The organism is Nostoc sp. NMS4, from assembly GCF_017115095.1.
Taxonomy (GTDB): domain Bacteria; phylum Cyanobacteriota; class Cyanobacteriia; order Cyanobacteriales; family Nostocaceae; genus Nostoc.
In genome coordinates this window covers 24,808-41,321 of the sequence record NZ_JABXKI010000037.1, presented here as the reverse complement: position 1 = coordinate 41,321, position 16,514 = coordinate 24,808, and the positions used below count along the sequence as shown (strand labels likewise).

General features: G+C 41.9%; 14 protein-coding genes and 1 riboswitch. Of the genes, 12 read left to right on the top strand and 2 right to left on the bottom strand.

The annotated features are described in order from the left end of the window. The first annotated feature begins 1 nt into the window (after nt 1). The 9 genes from HWQ37_RS01365 (at nt 2) to arsH (ending at nt 8,670) form a co-directional block, all read left to right on the top strand. Nucleotides 2-1,021: a sulfonate ABC transporter substrate-binding protein gene (locus HWQ37_RS01365; protein ID WP_292742875.1), complete on the top strand. Its 1,020-nt coding sequence runs from the start codon at nt 2-4 to the stop codon at nt 1,019-1,021. 17 nt (nt 1,022-1,038) lie between these two features. Then, nucleotides 1,039-2,199, top strand: coding sequence for an FMNH2-dependent alkanesulfonate monooxygenase (gene ssuD, locus HWQ37_RS01360; protein ID WP_292742873.1), 1,161 nt, complete (start codon nt 1,039-1,041; stop codon nt 2,197-2,199). A 303-nt stretch (nt 2,200-2,502) separates the two neighbouring features. Beyond that, nucleotides 2,503-2,586: riboswitch (adenosylcobalamin-variant (AdoCbl-variant) riboswitch) on the top strand. Nucleotide 2,587: 1 nt separating this feature from the next. Further along, nucleotides 2,588-4,303 carry a precorrin-3B synthase gene (gene cobG, locus HWQ37_RS01355; RefSeq protein WP_292742871.1) on the top strand — a complete coding sequence of 572 codons (1,716 nt, stop codon included), beginning with the start codon at nt 2,588-2,590 and terminating at the stop codon, nt 4,301-4,303. Nucleotides 4,304-4,482: 179 nt separating this feature from the next. Continuing rightward, nucleotides 4,483-5,109, top strand: a complete 627-nt coding sequence (locus HWQ37_RS01350) for a precorrin-8X methylmutase (RefSeq protein WP_292742869.1) — start codon at nt 4,483-4,485, stop codon at nt 5,107-5,109. A 2-nt stretch (nt 5,110-5,111) separates the two neighbouring features. Next, complete coding sequence (locus HWQ37_RS01345) at nt 5,112-5,816, top strand: precorrin-2 C(20)-methyltransferase (protein ID WP_292742867.1); 705 nt, start codon at nt 5,112-5,114, stop codon at nt 5,814-5,816. 256 nt (nt 5,817-6,072) lie between these two features. After that, complete coding sequence (locus HWQ37_RS01340; protein ID WP_292742865.1) at nt 6,073-6,399, top strand: ArsR/SmtB family transcription factor; 327 nt, start codon at nt 6,073-6,075, stop codon at nt 6,397-6,399. A gap of 105 nt (nt 6,400-6,504) precedes the next feature. Then, the gene (gene arsB, locus HWQ37_RS01335) at nt 6,505-7,569 is read left to right on the top strand and encodes an ACR3 family arsenite efflux transporter (RefSeq protein ID WP_292742863.1); all 1,065 of its coding nucleotides are present in this window, start codon (nt 6,505-6,507) and stop codon (nt 7,567-7,569) included. A gap of 31 nt (nt 7,570-7,600) precedes the next feature. Beyond that, the gene (gene arsC, locus HWQ37_RS01330; protein ID WP_292742861.1) at nt 7,601-7,993 is read left to right on the top strand and encodes an arsenate reductase, glutathione/glutaredoxin type; all 393 of its coding nucleotides are present in this window, start codon (nt 7,601-7,603) and stop codon (nt 7,991-7,993) included. A gap of 8 nt (nt 7,994-8,001) precedes the next feature. Beyond that, a complete protein-coding gene (arsH, locus tag HWQ37_RS01325) occupies nt 8,002-8,670 on the top strand; it encodes an arsenical resistance protein ArsH (protein WP_292742859.1) in 669 nt (222 codons plus the stop codon). Nucleotides 8,671-8,744: 74 nt separating this feature from the next. Here the strand turns inward: arsH and HWQ37_RS01320 are convergent, their stop codons facing one another. Further along, entirely contained in the window at nt 8,745-9,431 is a 687-nt protein-coding gene (locus HWQ37_RS01320; RefSeq protein ID WP_292742857.1) for a PHP domain-containing protein, read from the bottom strand. Between the two features lie 1,425 nt (nt 9,432-10,856). On the opposite strand from HWQ37_RS01320, the gene HWQ37_RS01315 reads away from it, so the two are divergent. Continuing rightward, nucleotides 10,857-12,842 carry a sensor domain-containing protein gene (locus tag HWQ37_RS01315; RefSeq protein ID WP_292742855.1) on the top strand — a complete coding sequence of 662 codons (1,986 nt, stop codon included), beginning with the start codon at nt 10,857-10,859 and terminating at the stop codon, nt 12,840-12,842. 399 nt (nt 12,843-13,241) lie between these two features. Beyond that, nucleotides 13,242-13,937: a response regulator transcription factor gene (locus HWQ37_RS01310; protein WP_292742853.1), complete on the top strand. Its 696-nt coding sequence runs from the start codon at nt 13,242-13,244 to the stop codon at nt 13,935-13,937. Between the two features lie 656 nt (nt 13,938-14,593). On the opposite strand, the gene HWQ37_RS01305 is transcribed toward HWQ37_RS01310, so the two are convergent. After that, nucleotides 14,594-14,878 carry an Npun_R1517 family heterocyst differentiation transcriptional regulator gene (locus tag HWQ37_RS01305; protein ID WP_292742851.1) on the bottom strand — a complete coding sequence of 95 codons (285 nt, stop codon included), beginning with the start codon at nt 14,876-14,878 and terminating at the stop codon, nt 14,594-14,596. Nucleotides 14,879-15,744: 866 nt separating this feature from the next. On the opposite strand from HWQ37_RS01305, the gene ndhM reads away from it, so the two are divergent. Then, nucleotides 15,745-16,104 carry an NAD(P)H-quinone oxidoreductase subunit M gene (ndhM, locus tag HWQ37_RS01300; protein ID WP_094350943.1) on the top strand — a complete coding sequence of 120 codons (360 nt, stop codon included), beginning with the start codon at nt 15,745-15,747 and terminating at the stop codon, nt 16,102-16,104. Nucleotides 16,105-16,514 lie beyond the last annotated feature (410 nt).

Here is a 16,514-nt window from a genome sequence, read left to right as displayed (position 1 = left end):
AATTAATATTTTCCAAGGTTTTTCACTATTTTTATTACCTGGATTATTAACAATCTCAATAACCTTAATTAGTTGCTCAGTCCAAACCCCAAAAGCAGAAAATGAAACCACTGGCTTGAAAACCAAAACTGTCCGTATGGGATATCAGACTTCTGGGGATATTGTCAGACTTAAAGGATTGATCGAAAAGCGTCTAAAACCTTTAGGTGTTTCCGTGGAATGGGCACAATTTGCCGCCGGGCCACAACTGATGGAAGCGATGAATGTGGGTAGGGTTGATATTGGCTCTGTAGGCGAGACTCCGCCGATATTTGCCCAAGCAGCTGGTACATCTTTAGTTTATGTTGCTAGTAATAAACCCAGTACTGGTAAAGGAAGCGGAATTATCGTCCAAAATAATTCACCGATTCGGAATTTAGCCGATCTCAAAGGTAAAAAAATAGTTTTTCAAAAGGGTTCTGCTTCCCATTACTTATTAATAAAAGCTTTGGAAGAGGCTGGTTTGAAATATAGTGATATTCAAGCTATTAGCCTCCCTCCTTCAGAAGCCCGTGATGCTTTTATTCAAGGAAAAATTGATGCCTGGGTAACTTGGGACCCTTATTTAGCAGTAGCCCAAAAAAAGGCAAATGCTCGTGTTTTGAGAGATGCTAGTGGCATTGCTACTCAGGGCGGATATTACATGGCGGCGCGAAAATTTGCCACAGAAAATCCGAAATTAGTGCGATTAGTTCTTGAGGAGATAGATAACACAGGTAAATGGGGTGAGAAAAACCGAGCGGAAGTTGTGAAACTTATTATTCCTCATCTGAAAATTGATGAAGATATTTTAACAACAATGGTTGAAAGGCGAACTTATGGTTTAAGACCAATTACGCCAGAAATCATGGAAAATCAACAGAAGATTGCAGATTTGTTTGCCAAAGAAAAAGTGATACCTAAGCCAATTAATATTAAAGAAGCGATGCTGACTAGCGAACAATATGCAGCTATAACACCGGAAACCATTAGCCAGAAATAGCGCCAGGAGATAGGAAAATGGAAGTTTTTTGGTATTTGCCGACACAGGGAGATGAGCGTTATTTAGGTACTACAATCGGCAGACGACCAGCCACTTATCCCTATATGCAGCAAATCGCCCAAGCTGTTGATAAATTGGGTTATGGTGGGATGCTGATTGGTACTGGACAAAAACAGGATACTTGGATTGTAGCTACTTCATTAATTTCAGTTACAGAACGCTTGCGGTTTCTCGTAGCCTTTCGTCCGGCAATTATGTCGCCTTCTTTGGCAGTTAGGATGGCTGCGACTTTTGACCAGATTTCTAATGGTCGAATTATTCTGAATGTTGTCACTGGTGGCGATACAAAAGAACTTGCAAAAGATGGGATTTTCTTAGATCACGATCAGCGTTATGAACTCACAGATGAGTTTTTGACAATTTGGCGATCGCTCATGCAAGGTGACGAAGTAACCTTTAATGGTCGCCACTTGCAAGTTCAAGGCGCAAAACTCCAATTCCCTCCCGTACAAAAGCCTTACCCCACCTTATATTTTGGTGGTTCTTCAGATGCGGCGCTCCAAGTTGCTGCCAAACACATTGATGTGTATTTAACTTGGGGTGAACCACCACATCAAGTTGCCCAAAAGATTGCAAAGGTACGCCAATTAGCAGCAGAACAAGGTAGAACGGTACGCTTTGGGATTCGGATGCACGTTATAGTCCGCGAAACTACGCAAAAAGCTTGGGATGCGGCCAATGAACTAATTCAGTATGTCGATGATGAGGCGATCGCGGCTGCACATCGGCGGTTTGCTGAGTCGGAATCAGAAGGACAACGTCGCATGACCCAACTACACAATGGCGAGGTTGCCTCCGGCACGCTACGCGAACGTAAAAACTTAGAAATTAGCCCCAACTTATGGGCAGGTGTTGGCTTAGTGCGTGGAGGTGCTGGGACTGCCTTAGTTGGAGATCCAGAGACAGTTGCAGCGCGAATGCTGGAATATGCCGATTTAGGAATTGATACTTTCGTTTTCTCAGGGTATCCCCATCTCGAAGAAGCTTATCGAGTCGCAGAATTATTATTTCCCCGCTTACCAGTGCAAACCCCAGGCATTGCATTACCGCAGCAGGTTGCAAGTACATTCAGTGAATTTGTTACCAAAACAGATTTACTCAAACCACAGCCTGTATAAGCAATTCAAAATTCAAAAAAGCATGAGTCCGAAAAAACCTCAACTTAGACCGGCTAACTTTTTCTAAAGCAAGTTTTGCAGCAAAAAGGCTCAAGCATCCCTGCCTGTAGCCATGACTAAATTCAATTTATAGACTAGTAGTCTGTTTCATTAATTTTGAGAGACCACTAGCTTCAAGAGCTATATCTTTCGATCGGTAGTGAATAAGCTCAGGTAAAATTTATCGCAATAGTAATGTAAGATAATTATCTGGATGATGTCTGGTTTAAATCTATAACCTAAACAAAATCTAAATTACTCAAGCTGGGAGTTGGGAAACTCCGGTGAAATTCCGGGACTGTGCCGCAGCTGTGATGGGATTACCCAAGTCAGAATGCCAACTCTCAGGATGTCCTCAAGACACACTCACCGTCTACTCCCTGCGTTGCACGGGGAAGGAGTTCTAAATTTGGTTTCTGGATTTGCCACTTGTCCTGGCTTGTTTTATGCTACTCCCGCCGCAGATGGTATATTATCTCGTATTAGAATACCAGGTGGAATTATTAGTAGTCAGCAGTGCTGTGCGATCGCAGATATAGCAGAACAGCATGGTGGCGGCTATATAGATGTGACTAATCGAGCTAACCTACAAGTTCGTGAAATCCGCACGGGGATAAATGCTGAGGTTTTGAAGTACCTACAAAATATGGGATTGGGTTCTGACAATACAGTTGTAGACCAAATCCGTAATATTATGACCAGTCCGACTGCTGGCATCGATCCCCAGGAATTAATCGACACTCGCCCTTTTGTCGAAGGTTGGGATAATTATATTGCTGCACATCCGGCGCTTTCGGGACTGTCGGCAAAATTTAGCGTTTGCTTTGATGGTGGTGGGATAATTCGGGTGTGCGATCGCTTAAATGATATCGCCTTTGCTGCTGTCTTAGTTAATGGTAATGTTTATTTTCGCCTCTATCTCAGTGTCGGCGAGAAGGGTCAACCGCCCAGCGATACAGGAATTTTATTATCACCAGAGGAATGTTTGCCCGTCTTGGCAGCTTTAACGGATGTCTATCTAGCTTATAGTCATACTACCAATAAGCGGCGGCTCCGTCTCTTAGAGTTATTGAATACTTTGGGCTGTGAAAATTATCTTCAGGAAGTTGAACAGCGTTTACCTTTTTCTCTTTTGTACAGTGAAATCAGAAAAGACCTACTCCCCCAGGAAGGCAAGCTACGGTGTACACACACACACAAGTCCTTCTCACCCCCTCTAACTCCCCCTTGGCAAGGGGGAGAACCGGGAACCGGATATTTCCCCCCTTTGCAAGGGGGGAATAAGGGGGGTAAATCCAGGGTTTGCGCTTCATTACCAAGATGTGTGTACACCGTAGACCAAGGCAAGGGAAAAAAATATCAGCATATTGGCATCCATCCCCAACGTCAGCAAGGCTTATTTTACATTGGTGTCGTCTTACCTCTTGGGCGATTGCAGAGTAGACAGATGCGGGGTTTAGCAGATTTAGCAGCAAAATACGGTAGTGGAACTCTCAGGTTAACCCCTTGGCAAAATTTGCTCCTTACAGATATTCCTCAGCAATGGGTTGCTGATGTCGAAAGTCAAATTACTTTATTAGGATTAGATTCTTCAGCAACCAACATCAAGGGGGCATTAATTGCCTGTTCTGGAAAAAAGGGTTGCGCCGCTTCTGCTACAGATACCAAAAATCATGCGTTGGCATTAGCAGAGTATCTTAAAACTCGCCTGACTATCGATTACCCAGTTAATATCCACTTCACTGGCTGCGAAAAATCTTGCGCCCAGCATGGCAAGAGTGATATTACTCTCCTTGGTGTCAGCATTGAGGCTGACAATGAAACTGTGGAAGGCTATCACGTTTATGTTGGTGACAGCAAGCACAAATTCGGACGCGAACTATATCAATATGTAACTTTTGCCGAACTAACTGCATTAATAGAGCGGATGCTAGATGTATATAAAATTCAACGCTTAAATTCCGATCAATCCTTTGGGGAATTTGCTAATCGCTATGCGATCGCACAATTACACCAGTTATTTAATAAATACTTAGAAAATGGAACCATAGATAAATACAGATGATTCCTCCCTTTCTCTGACTCTGTGTTCTCTGTGCCACCCTGCGGGTTCGCTCTTAGCGTTCTCGTAGAGTAGCCGCAAAGCGTCTACTGCGGTTAATTAATTAGGTATTCTTCTATTGAAAAAGAAGTATCTATACTAACTAATCAATCCAAAATCCCAAATCTAAAATCCCAAATTGAATGCCCGACTATATCCGAGATGCCAACGAAATTTACCGCAATTCTTTTGCAATTATCCGGTCAGAAGCGAACCTAGATGTGCTGCCATCGGATGTAGCAAAAGTTGCAGTGCGTCTAATTCATGCCTGTGGGATGACGGATATCATCACAGACTTGGGATATTCACCAACAGCAGTACAATCCGCAAGGGCAGCACTGGCAGCAGGAGCGCCAATTCTATGCGATTGCCGGATGGTTGCCGATGGCGTTACCAGACGGCGGTTGTCTGCAAATAATCAAGTTATCTGTACCCTCAACGAGCCAGAAGTGCCAGAACTTGCTCAGAGTATGGGTACTACAAGGTCGGCGGCGGCTTTAGAATTATGGCGATCGCACCTTGAAGGATCGGTAATTGCAATTGGCAATGCACCCACAGCCCTGTTTCGACTGTTAGAAATGCTCGATGAAGGAACGCCCAAACCTGCAATTATCTTAGGCTTTCCAGTGGGGTTTGTTGGTGCAGCCGAATCGAAAGCCGCATTAGCAGCAGACAACAGGAATGTACCATTTTTAACCTTACACGGTCGGCGCGGTGGAAGTGCGATCGCGGCAGCAGCAGTTAACGCCCTGGCAAGGGAGGAAGAATGAATATGAAATCCAAAGGTCGTCTTTATGGAATTGGTGTCGGCCCAGGCGATCCCGAACTATTGACTCTGAAAGCACTGCGTTTATTACGTGCGGCTCCTGTGGTAGCTTATCAATCAGCCACAGATAAACAAAGTATCGCTAGAGCGATCGTGGCACAATATCTTCCTGGCCATCAAATAGAGGTACTATTTCATCTCCCTCGCGCTTTGGAGCCAGAAAAGGCCAAGTCTATTTATGATCAGGAAATTGAACCAATCGCCGAGCATTTAGCAGCCGGTCGAGATGTCGTGGTGCTATGTGAGGGCGATCCATTTTTCTATGGTTCGTTCATGTACCTATTCACGCGGTTATGTGACCAATACGAAACAGAAGTTGTCCCGGGAGTTTCCTCGCTAATGGCTTGTCCGGTAGCTTTGGGTGTACCTTTTACTTACTACACCGATATCCTCACAGTCTTACCCGCCCCACTACCAGCAGAAGAACTGACTACACATCTGCTGATGACTGATGCCGCCGCAATTATGAAGCTAGGCCGTCATTTTACCAAAGTACGGGATATCTTGCATAAATTAGGGCTAGCATCACGGGCAAGATATATTGAGCGGGCATCAACATCACAGCAACGCATCGTACCCCTGGATGAAGTTAATCCAGATGAAGTACCCTATTTCTCGATGATTGTGATTCCTACTAAGAATCGACTATAGACCAATAGGCTTGGGTTAAGGCTAGTAGTCTTTGCCAAAGTCGTTTTTTTAACGTAGACGCTTCTCTACGAGACGCTACGCGAACGGCTTCCCGCAGGGTACCGCAGAGGCGCAGAGAACGCAGAGAAAAGAAAGAGAAGGAGCAAATTTCTTAACTGAACTGTATTGGACTATAGACAGACTTTTCTTCTTGGTAAAGGTTTTGTTTAACCGATGATTTAGACTTTAGCATAAAGGAACACTTCAAAAAAAGTTGATGGCTTCTAATACCACCTTCACTCCAGATGCGATCGCTGCTGGCTTTCATGCCCTGTCTGACCCACTACGAATTCAGGTCTTAGAACTGCTGCGCTCTCAAGAACTATGTGTGTGTGACCTGTGCGACCACCTGGGAACCACTCAGTCTAAACTATCTTTTCACCTCAAAACTCTGAAAGAAGCTGGTTTAGTTCGCGCTCGTCAAGAAGGGCGCTGGATTTACTACAGCCTCAATCTACCGCAGTTTGTTGCCCTAGAGCAGTATCTAGCAGAATTCCGCCGATTTAGCCCCATATTACCGATTCGTCCCCCCTGCGAGACTTAAAAATCCATCAATTTTTTTTATAATGTTTTGTTTCTTTCTCGCTCTTTAGATATTGACAAATCAATTTTTTTTGAAATGATAGAGGTATGTTCTTGATATCGGTCAATGAAAAAAAAGACTTCAAAACGCCTCTCCTTTATTGACCGCTTCCTAACCTTGTGGATTTTTTTAGCAATGGCGATCGGTGTTGGTCTGGGCTATTTCTTTCCGGGAGTAGAAGCCTTTATTAACCAGTTCCAAGTGGGAACAACCAATATACCGATCGCAATTGGGTTAATTTTGATGATGTATCCGCCCTTAGCCAAGGTGCGGTATGAAGAATTAGGGGATGTATTTCGCAACGGAAAAATTCTTGGTGTTTCACTAGTTCAAAATTGGATAATTGGGCCAATTTTGATGTTTGCTCTGGCGACTATCTTCTTACACGGTTATCCAGAATACATGACGGGATTGATCCTGATTGGATTAGCCCGATGTATTGCAATGGTAGTTGTGTGGAGCGATTTGGCACGAGGCAATACAGAATACACGGCTGGATTAGTTGCCTTTAACAGTATCTTTCAAGTCATATTTTATAGTCCTTATGCGTGGTTCTTCATCACTGTACTACCGCCACTATTTGGGTTACAAGGCAGTGTTGTTAATGTCAGCATTGCTGAGATTGCCAAAAGTGTGTTTATCTATCTCGGTATTCCCTTTTTAGCTGGATTTTTCACTCGTTACTTCTTAGTGAAAGCCAAGAGTAAGCAGTGGTATCACGAAGAATTTGTACCTAAAATCAGCCCGATCACGCTGATTGCTCTATTATTTACAATCGTCGTGATGTTCAGCTTGAAAGGGAATTTAATTGTTCAAATTCCCTTGGATGTAGTCAAAATTGCAATTCCGTTGATCGTCTACTTCATCATCATGTTTTTCGTCAGCTTTTACATGGCTTGGCGGATTAAAACAGACTATTCTAGAGCCGCAAGTGTGGCGTTTACATCGGCAGGAAATAATTTTGAACTGGCAATTGCAGTTGCGATCGCAGTGTTTGGCATTAATTCGGGTGTTGCTTTTGCTGCCGTCGTCGGGCCTCTGGTGGAAGTGCCTGTATTGATTGGTCTGGTGAATGTTGCTTTCTGGTTAGAGAAACGTTATTTTTCGCCATCTGAACCGAGAACCTTTTAAATTTAGTCAAATTATTCCCAGGAGTTGAACCATGAAACGTGTAATGTTTGTCTGCAAAAAAAATTCTGCCCGTTCCCAAATGGCTGAAGGTTTTGCCAAAACTCTTGGTAAAGGAAAGATTGAAGTAATTAGTTCTGGCTTAGAAGCAAGTCAGGTTAGACCAGAAGCGATCGCCACCATGAAAGAAATTGGTATCGATATTACCGATCAACACTCCAAACCCCTGAGTGATTTTCAAGCACAAGATTTTGATGTCGTGATTTCTTTGTGTGGCTGTGGCATAAATTTGCCGCCGGAGTGGGTGACACGCGAAGTCTTTGAAGATTGGCAGTTAGACGATCCAGCAGAACAACCCGAAATTTTTCCGACAGTCCGCGATGAGATTAAAGAACGAGTCACTCAATTAATTGAGTCTGTGAATTAGGAATTACCATGACGACATTTGACCATCCCCCCAGAATTTTATTTTTGTATGGTTCCCTGCGTGAGCGTTCCTATAGTCGCTTATTAGCAGAAGAAGCCGCACGCATCATTGAAGAATTTGGGGCAGAGGTAAAGTTTTTCGATCCCCGTGAACTGCCGATTTATGGCAGCGTACCCGACACCCACCCAAAGGTGCAGGAGTTGCGCCAATTAAGCTTGTGGTCAGAAGGACAGGTCTGGTCTAGCCCAGAGTTGCACGGTCAAATTTCCGGCATTATGAAAAACCAGATCGATTGGATTCCCCTCACTATTGGAGCCGTTCGCCCGACTCAAGGCAGAACTTTGGCAGTCATGCAAGTGAGTGGTGGATCTCAGTCTTTTAATGCCGTCAACACATTAAGAATTCTTGGACGCTGGATGCGGATGTTCACTATCCCTAATCAATCTTCAGTGGCTAAAGCATACGAGGAGTTTAATGAAGACGGGACTATGAAAGATTCACCATACCGCGATCGCATTGTCGATGTTATGGAAGAACTTTACAAATTTACCTTGCTATTGCGTGACAAAGTTGATTATCTCACAGACCGCTACAGTGAACGTCAGGAAAAAGCTGCCAAAGAAACAATCATGATTGCTTCTCAATCTCTTGAAATTAACTTTAATAAAACAAATTGACTATTGAACATCTCAAAAAAAAGATAACCTCCTGGTAGATTGAACCAGGAGATTTCAAAAAAATGGATTCATCTTTACAAGCGTTGTAGAAGACTCAAACCGTGGGTATCAGTACCACAGGTATTGAATAGAAAGTATTCATCAGCTAATTTTTGCACTTGTTCCGATTCCACTGTGCTGGGTTTCCAAGGGTTAGGGTTATTGTAGGCATAGAAAGTTTCCACGCCATCGATCCCGTTTTGAGCCGCAGCTGGAATTAAGTCAAAAAGCGATCGCTTGTAACGAGCAGGATGAGCCAGAACTGCCAATCCCCCAGCTTGATGAATAGCGGCAATCACGTTACTTGCCTGATATTCTTGCCCTGTAGTCGGCCTTCTTTGCAGATAGGGTTTCATACTAGGGTGGTCTGTTGCAAAAGAGTAAGCCAAAATGTGAACTTCTGTATTCAAAAGGTTGGCATTGATTTCTACGCCACTCCACAGGTGAGGAGTCGTTGCATCAGGATTATTCCACTTCCAGTCTTCTAACCAAGCAAGTGCCGCTTGATAGCCGACAATACCATGATGATCGGTGATCGCTAACCCTTTTAACCCAATAGCGATCGCCTGTTCCATCAATCCACTCGGCTGCAACCTTCCATCCGAGTAGATAGTGTGCATGTGAAAGTTAAATAACCTTGGACAACTATGTGCATCAATGTTACGGAATACTTGCTTTAAAAGTTCTGCCGAAGCTGTAGTACGGGCCAAATTTACAACCATAACCCCCTCTGAAAGAAAAATATATATTCTTAACACACCAAAACGCCACATCTCTGGATGAGAAAGAACCAACACTAAAAATTAGATTAGTATCGGCTGCTACTTTCTCAGCTTTCTCAGCAAATTTTTCAATATGTTAAGACTACGTTAGCAAATCTTAATCTCAGTAGTCATGGGTAATTTGAACTACTTTAGTTTTAAGTAGTAGTAAATATTACATCTCAAGTTTGATAAATACGCCTATACTATCTGTATAAATGACTTAGAAAATAAGGGTTTAGTAGAGTTTTTATCTCTAAGAAGCCTGAAACGCAAATTGATTTTGTGTGTAAAAAATGTTATTTATCTCAGTAATTACAGATTTTGTTTAAGCAATAATAACCGAAAACGAAAAGGATACAGAGCAACTAAATTTATCAAAACAGAATTCAGGAGTCAGAAGCCAGAATTCAGAATTGAATTCTGAACGAAAAAGTGGATAGCGCAGCGTTAGCGAGTCGTCGTTCGCTTTTAGCGTCTCGTAGAGAGCGTCGCGTCTGAATAAATGGGTTTAATACCCCCGCCTCTATAGGCGGTCTACAATTAAGCATAGTGTAAAACCATACTTAATTGATTCTGGCTCCTGACTCCTGAATTCTGTTCGATAAATCTTGGTGTAGAGACTAGCAATTGCAACGTCTCTACAAAGGTTTTGAAATCATGCAAAATCATTTTCACACCTGAATTCAGCAACACCTAAGCAAAAATGCTCCTGTCAGCCCAAAAGCATTGACTGACACCCTTATTCTTTCCTTAGCTCATAAAAGCGAATATATCTTACTTAAGAAGTATTGCCAAAAACAGGGGAAGCAAATATGGTGTTACTTATAGAGTATTAACTTCAATACCTTGTATTTAATAAAAAAATAAAATAAAAATTTCAGTAGGTAAGGCTTGCTGCAACTTTGCATATTAGTCGTTATTGGACAAGTTTGTGGCAACTGAATAGGGTGAAAATTTGATTTGAGCCTGTACAAAATTGATTTCTTTCTCATCATTGAATATATACGGTTCTTATTTGATTGTTGAAAAGACACGAAGGGAGTCACTTGTGTGAGCAGGTTTCCCGACTTTAGCGAACTAGTGTTGTGTTAGCGCCGAGAATATAGCACCGTTTAGAATGGTTTGGTACGTTACGACGTTCCCTCTAACGCAGACTAGAATAACTAATTTTTGTCATCAATCAAATCAGATTCCTATAAATAAGTTAGTGAATCAAAAAACCAAGTTCTTTCATATTTATTTATAGAGTGTCCACTCTTGCAAGTAACCTACTCCTTGTCTACTCAATAGCGTGTGAAGCTTTGAGAAAATCATGGGGTTTGCTTCTCCTGCTCTTTTTATTCACAGCCACGCTTCATTAGTTTTGTGAGTTGACCAACCAACATGAAAGTCGATGGATTTAGCCAGCAGATAGAGCAATTGTATTCACAGATAGAGGAAATATTAGAATGCGATGGAACTAAGCCAAACTCCCAACAAGAGATAATAACAGAGGCTTTCGAGGAACTTAACACCATAATGGAAGAACTATTGACAGCCTCCGAGGAGTTAAAGGTAACACGAGTGGCAGTAGAGAAAGAGCGCCAGCGTTATCAAGATTTGTTTGAATTTGCTCCAGATGGTTACTTGGTAACTAATACCGACGGGACAATTCAAGAGGCTAACAATGTAGCAGCAACTTTGCTCGGTGTCCAACAAAAGTATTTAGTAGGTAAACCATTAATTCTTTTTATTGCTCAACAAGACCGCCAGTCCTTTAGCTGTCAAATAAACAATTTGCAGGAGATACTGAACTGGGAAATTCATCTACAGCCACGGGGAGGAATGTCTTTCCCTGCTAGTGTGAAAGCGTCTGTAGTCTACGACTTCGATGGGAAGCAGCTTGGTTGGCGTTGGGTGGTGTGCAATATCACTGAACGTAAACAAGCTGAAGAAATGTTGCACCAAGCTTACAGTGAGTTAGAAATACGGGTGGTAGAACGGACAGCAGAACTGGTAAAAGCAAATCAGAAATTGTTAAATGAAATTATAGAGCGTAAGCGAGTCGAGTCAAAACTACTGCACCTTGCCTTTCACGATGCACTGACGGGTCTGGCAAACCGCGTTGCATTTATGAACCGTTTAACACATGCGATAAATTATTCAAAACGGCATTCAGATTATCTATATGCTGTGCTATTTATCGACCTAGATCGCTTTAAGGTGATTAATGACAGTCTTGGACACCTGAATGGAGACCAACTTCTACTTGAAATAGCAAGTAGACTAGAAATATGTGTACGCTCCATAGATACAGCAGCACGACTTGGGGGAGACGAATTTACAATCCTGCTTGAGGGAATCCATCATGTGTCAGATGCCATTACAGTGGCTGAACGGATTCAACAGGAACTAGCCTTACCCATTGAGCTTGAAGGACAAGAAGTCTTCATTACAGCAAGTATTGGCATCGCCTTGAGTTCGACAGTAGACTATCAACACCCAGAAGAACTGTTGAGGGATGCCGATACAGCAATGTACCGAGCCAAGATGCTAGGTAGAGCGCGTTATGAGCTATTTAACTCAGATATGTATGCTAATGCTCTGGCGAGATTGCGGTTAGAGACTGATTTGCGCCGAGCAATTGAACGCCAAGAATTTCAGGTTTATTACCAACCGATTGTTTCGCTCACTAGTGGCTCTATTTTAGGTTTTGAGGCTCTATTGCGCTGGGAGCATCCAGAGCGCGGTCTGCTTAATCCAGCAGATTTTATTCCCCTAGCCGAGGAAACTGGACTAATTTTCTCCATTGGCAAATGGGCGTTCCATGAAGCTTGCCGCCAGATGCAAGCTTGGCGGGTATACCATCGTTCCAACTTACTAGAGAAAATTAGTATTAATCTCTCCGTTAAGCAATTTTCTCAGCCGGATTTGATTGAGCAGATTGGGCAAATTTTGCACTCAACTGGTCTTGATGCTGGCAGTCTAATGCTAGAGATTACTGAAAACGCAATTGTGGAAAATGGCGATAAGGTAACTACCGCAATCTTCCAACTTCGAGAGATGGGCATTGAATTATCAATTGATGACTTTGGTACGGGCTATTTCTCATTAGGTGGTCTTTATAACTTTCCGATTAGTGTGTTGAAAATTGACCGCTCTTTCATCAGCACAATGGCCACAAATAGTAAAAATTTAGAAATTATTGAGATAATTGTCACCTTGGCACACAAGCTAGGTGTGGATGTGCTTGCCGAAGGGGTAGAGACAAAAGAGCAACTAGTACTTCTAAGAAAGTTAAACTGTAAATATAGCCAAGGACATTTTTTCTCAGTTCCATTAAATAGCTCGGCAGCAGAGGCATTAATTATGCAAAATCCTCAATGGTAAGGATTATCAAAACAGAATTCAGGAGTCAGGAGCCAGAATTCAGAATTGAGTTCTGTGCGAGTGGCGAATGAATAAACGGGTTTAAAACCCCCTAAACATTGAAAATTTAGCGGTCTACAATTAGTGGCGGGTTTGAATCCCCCACTAATTTATTCTGACTCCTGTTAGCGATAGCGGGGCGTTTAGCCCATTCTGACTTCTGACTTCTGAATTCTTCTTCAATTAAAAAATTCCTAATTGATAATATTCATAATGACGCTCCTTGTTAATAGGGTAAAAGGGTTGACGGAGGCAGAGATATCAACTTTAAAAGCTTTGGGGGCGGTAGAGGTGAATTCAAGTTGTTCAATGCCTACCAACTTTCGCTAAATTGGAAAGGTAAACTTAAGGGAATTTTAAATGTCAGCACAATTGTTACTGGTGGATGATGAACCAGGGATACGGGAAGCCGTGAAAGATTATTTGCAAGAGAGCGGTTTCAGCGTTCAAGTCGCCAGTAACGCCCTTGAAGGTTGGGAATGGATGCAGCTGAATACACCTGACTTAGTGATTTCAGATGTGATGATGCCTCAAGTGGATGGCTATCAGTTCCTGAAGCAACTACGAGAAGATCCCCGTTTCCAAGCTCTACCGGTAGTATTTTTAACTGCTAAAGGTATGACAGGCGATCGCATCCAAGGCTATCATGCTGGTGTTGATGCCTATCTACCCAAACCCTTCGATCCAGATGAGTTAGTGGCTATAGTCGAAAATTTGCTAGCCCGCCGCGCCGCTAAAGCCGCAAGTACGGGAGAAGACGGCGAAACCCCCGATCTTGCTGAACTAGCCAATCAGATTGCCCAAATTAAGGCATTGTTAACTCAAAGAAATGCTATTTCTCAATCGCCAGCCCCTTTTAAAATTGATTTGACTCCCAGAGAACAAAGTGTTTTAAATTTAGTCGCTGAAGGGTTGATGAACAAAGAAATCGCCCGTCGCTTAGAAACCAGCGTCCGCAATGTAGAAAAATACGTCAGCCGTTTATTTAGTAAAACCGGCACCAATAGCCGTACAGAGTTAGTTCGTTTTGCTCTCGAACACGGTCTTGCTAAATAGTCATTGGTCATTTGTCATTTGTCATTTGTCATTAGGAGTGCTGTTAGCGGATAGCTAAGGTTTAGCCCGTGCTGAGTTAGGAGTTAGGAGTTAGGAGTTAGGAGTTTTATTTATCTCTCTGCTTCCCCTGCTTCCACTGCTTCCTCATCTCCCCTACTTCCTCATCTCCCCTACTCCTGGGCAATCGGTAATAGGTAACTGGCTGCGAAACCATGACCTATTACCAGTAATATATAAAACATAAGTATTTCAGCAAATCAGGCACTTAGCTTCAGCAAAAAGCTAAAAGAAAGGTGATCTATTTTTACTTTGGTCTTTTAGGTTTTCATTAGATTTGCGCCTGGTTGTCCAATTCCCCATCTGTAAAGACACAGGGTTTTATTATTCTGCAATGTTTTGATAAAAACTCGGTAAAATGCACCCGGCTGAATTTGCTTTCAGATTCTACCAGTAACCTTTGCTACAAAGTTTTTAATAGCGGAAACTGTTCCTGGGACTTTGTGCTGCTAAATAAGACTTTCACAAAGTAGAAATCACAATATTTTATGAAATTTTATGAAATCTACTGACTGCTTAGTTTTTATGGCAACAGGGGTGTGGGATCAACATTTGATTTGATGCCCAATTCACGTTTTTTTACTACTTAAATTACACCTTTAAGTGGGATAATTTTCAGCAACATTACGCAAGCGCATTAGCTGACGGCGCATTTGGGGTGAAGCTTTAATCTCAGATACTTCCTGGGCTTTAACGGACGCTTGTAGCGTTTCTAGAAAGTCATCGGAACCTTCAGTTAAAGCATCAAGTAGCACCTGTAAGAGTTGTTCGCGATCGCTTAATAGACTCTTTTCCTCAATCAACCGGAATTTGAGATGGATTTCGCACTCATAAACACCTACTTCGAGATTATTTATCTGGCGTGGCAATGCTTTGGAGTTCATAACTATTGAGATTCCTTTACTTGGTTGTCATGAGGGCAAGGAGGTAGATGTCCAGCAAAATTCTTTATATCTCTTTTGAATCCAAAGTGCTTGAATTAAGAATTTTTCTTCATCAATCACCTTTGTATTCTATTTCACTCTCCTGTGGTGTATTTTCAAGCTAGATTTTCAGTGTCTAGATTTTGACTTTTTTGTGCCAGATGTAGCTTATGGTAAGCCATAACTATTATTCAGTTTTTAAGATTCTACACAATAAAGTTTCTGTAAGAAGTTGTGCAACCTTTTTAAAGGTTTTTACATCAACTTTATGTAAACGTCAACAACAGTTTGACTTGTTACTCTAATTTTGGTGTTTATACGTAAGTAAAACCGCTTAATTTTTTTGAGTTTATTAAAGCCAGCAGTCGATGTAGCGCTATTCAGTAAAATTACTTGATGTACGTTTTTTGCAATAGAAAATCTAGGAGAAATTGCTCGGCATAATTATTAATGTAAAAATTTTTGTTCTCTAAAAAAAATGTACACAGATCAAATTATTCCTGCCAAGTGCTTTCCCCTACTGTCTTTTGGGCTTGATTGAGTCTCAAAATCTTAGCAGTAGTTAAGATTAGTACAGCAAATGAAAATACTCTCCCCATTAATTTTTACAGAAAAATAATTCGACTACTGTCAGTACTAGCAACTAAATATATCTTTAACTCATAACAGAAGTAGCAAACTAATCAGTAAAGGTGATATTTTTACTTATGCCCATCCAATATAGCCTTTTGAAACTGCATTCAAAGCTTTGAAATTGAGAGCATTCAAGCTCGAAGATAACGTCTACAATAATTTCAGTGTAATTCACGCAAATCTTACACCTTTTTATGGATAACCCGATGCTGCTCAAGTCCACAACCCGGCATATCCGCATTTTTGCAGGTGAAATTGACCGGGATGGCGATCTAGTTCCTAGTCAACAAGTCTTAACCTTAGATGTTGACCCAGATAACGAATTTAATTGGAATGAAGATGCACTGCAAAAAATTTATCGAAAATTTGATGAACTAGTAGAAGCATCTAGTGGCGCAGACCTCACAGACTATAACTTGCGCCGTGTAGGATCAGACTTAGAGCATTATCTGCGATCGCTCCTGCAACTCGGCGAAGTCAGCTACAATCTTTCTGCCCGTGTTACCAACTACAGTATGGGAGTCCCTCAAGTTGCCATTGACGATAAACAATAAGCAAATGAGTTAGTAGCGGGCTAGCTGAACCCTTCTGTACCAAGAGTGCTGAGTTAAAAGTGCCTCGGCTTAGATTGGAACGATTCATAAGTCTACTTCTTAACTCAGCACTGGCTCAACCCTCCCTATCCACTAACACCAGTCCTCAAGAGATTTTTAGAGCCACTGGATTTATCAGGTACTTTTGCCAAAATTAATATTTGCTATTCTTAATTCTTAATTAAAGTTAATTCTTGCTATCCTACTTATAAACTAAATAAATAGCAAAATGATCTGCTTGTTGATGATGGGATAATTTAGCAAAAGCAAATCATGCAGTTATGCTTGGGTTATGCTTTGGTGACAGGGTTGGGTTAGTTGCTTTGGCGATGGAGAGTCACAGGGCAATAGAAGCTATGATTAGGCTGTAG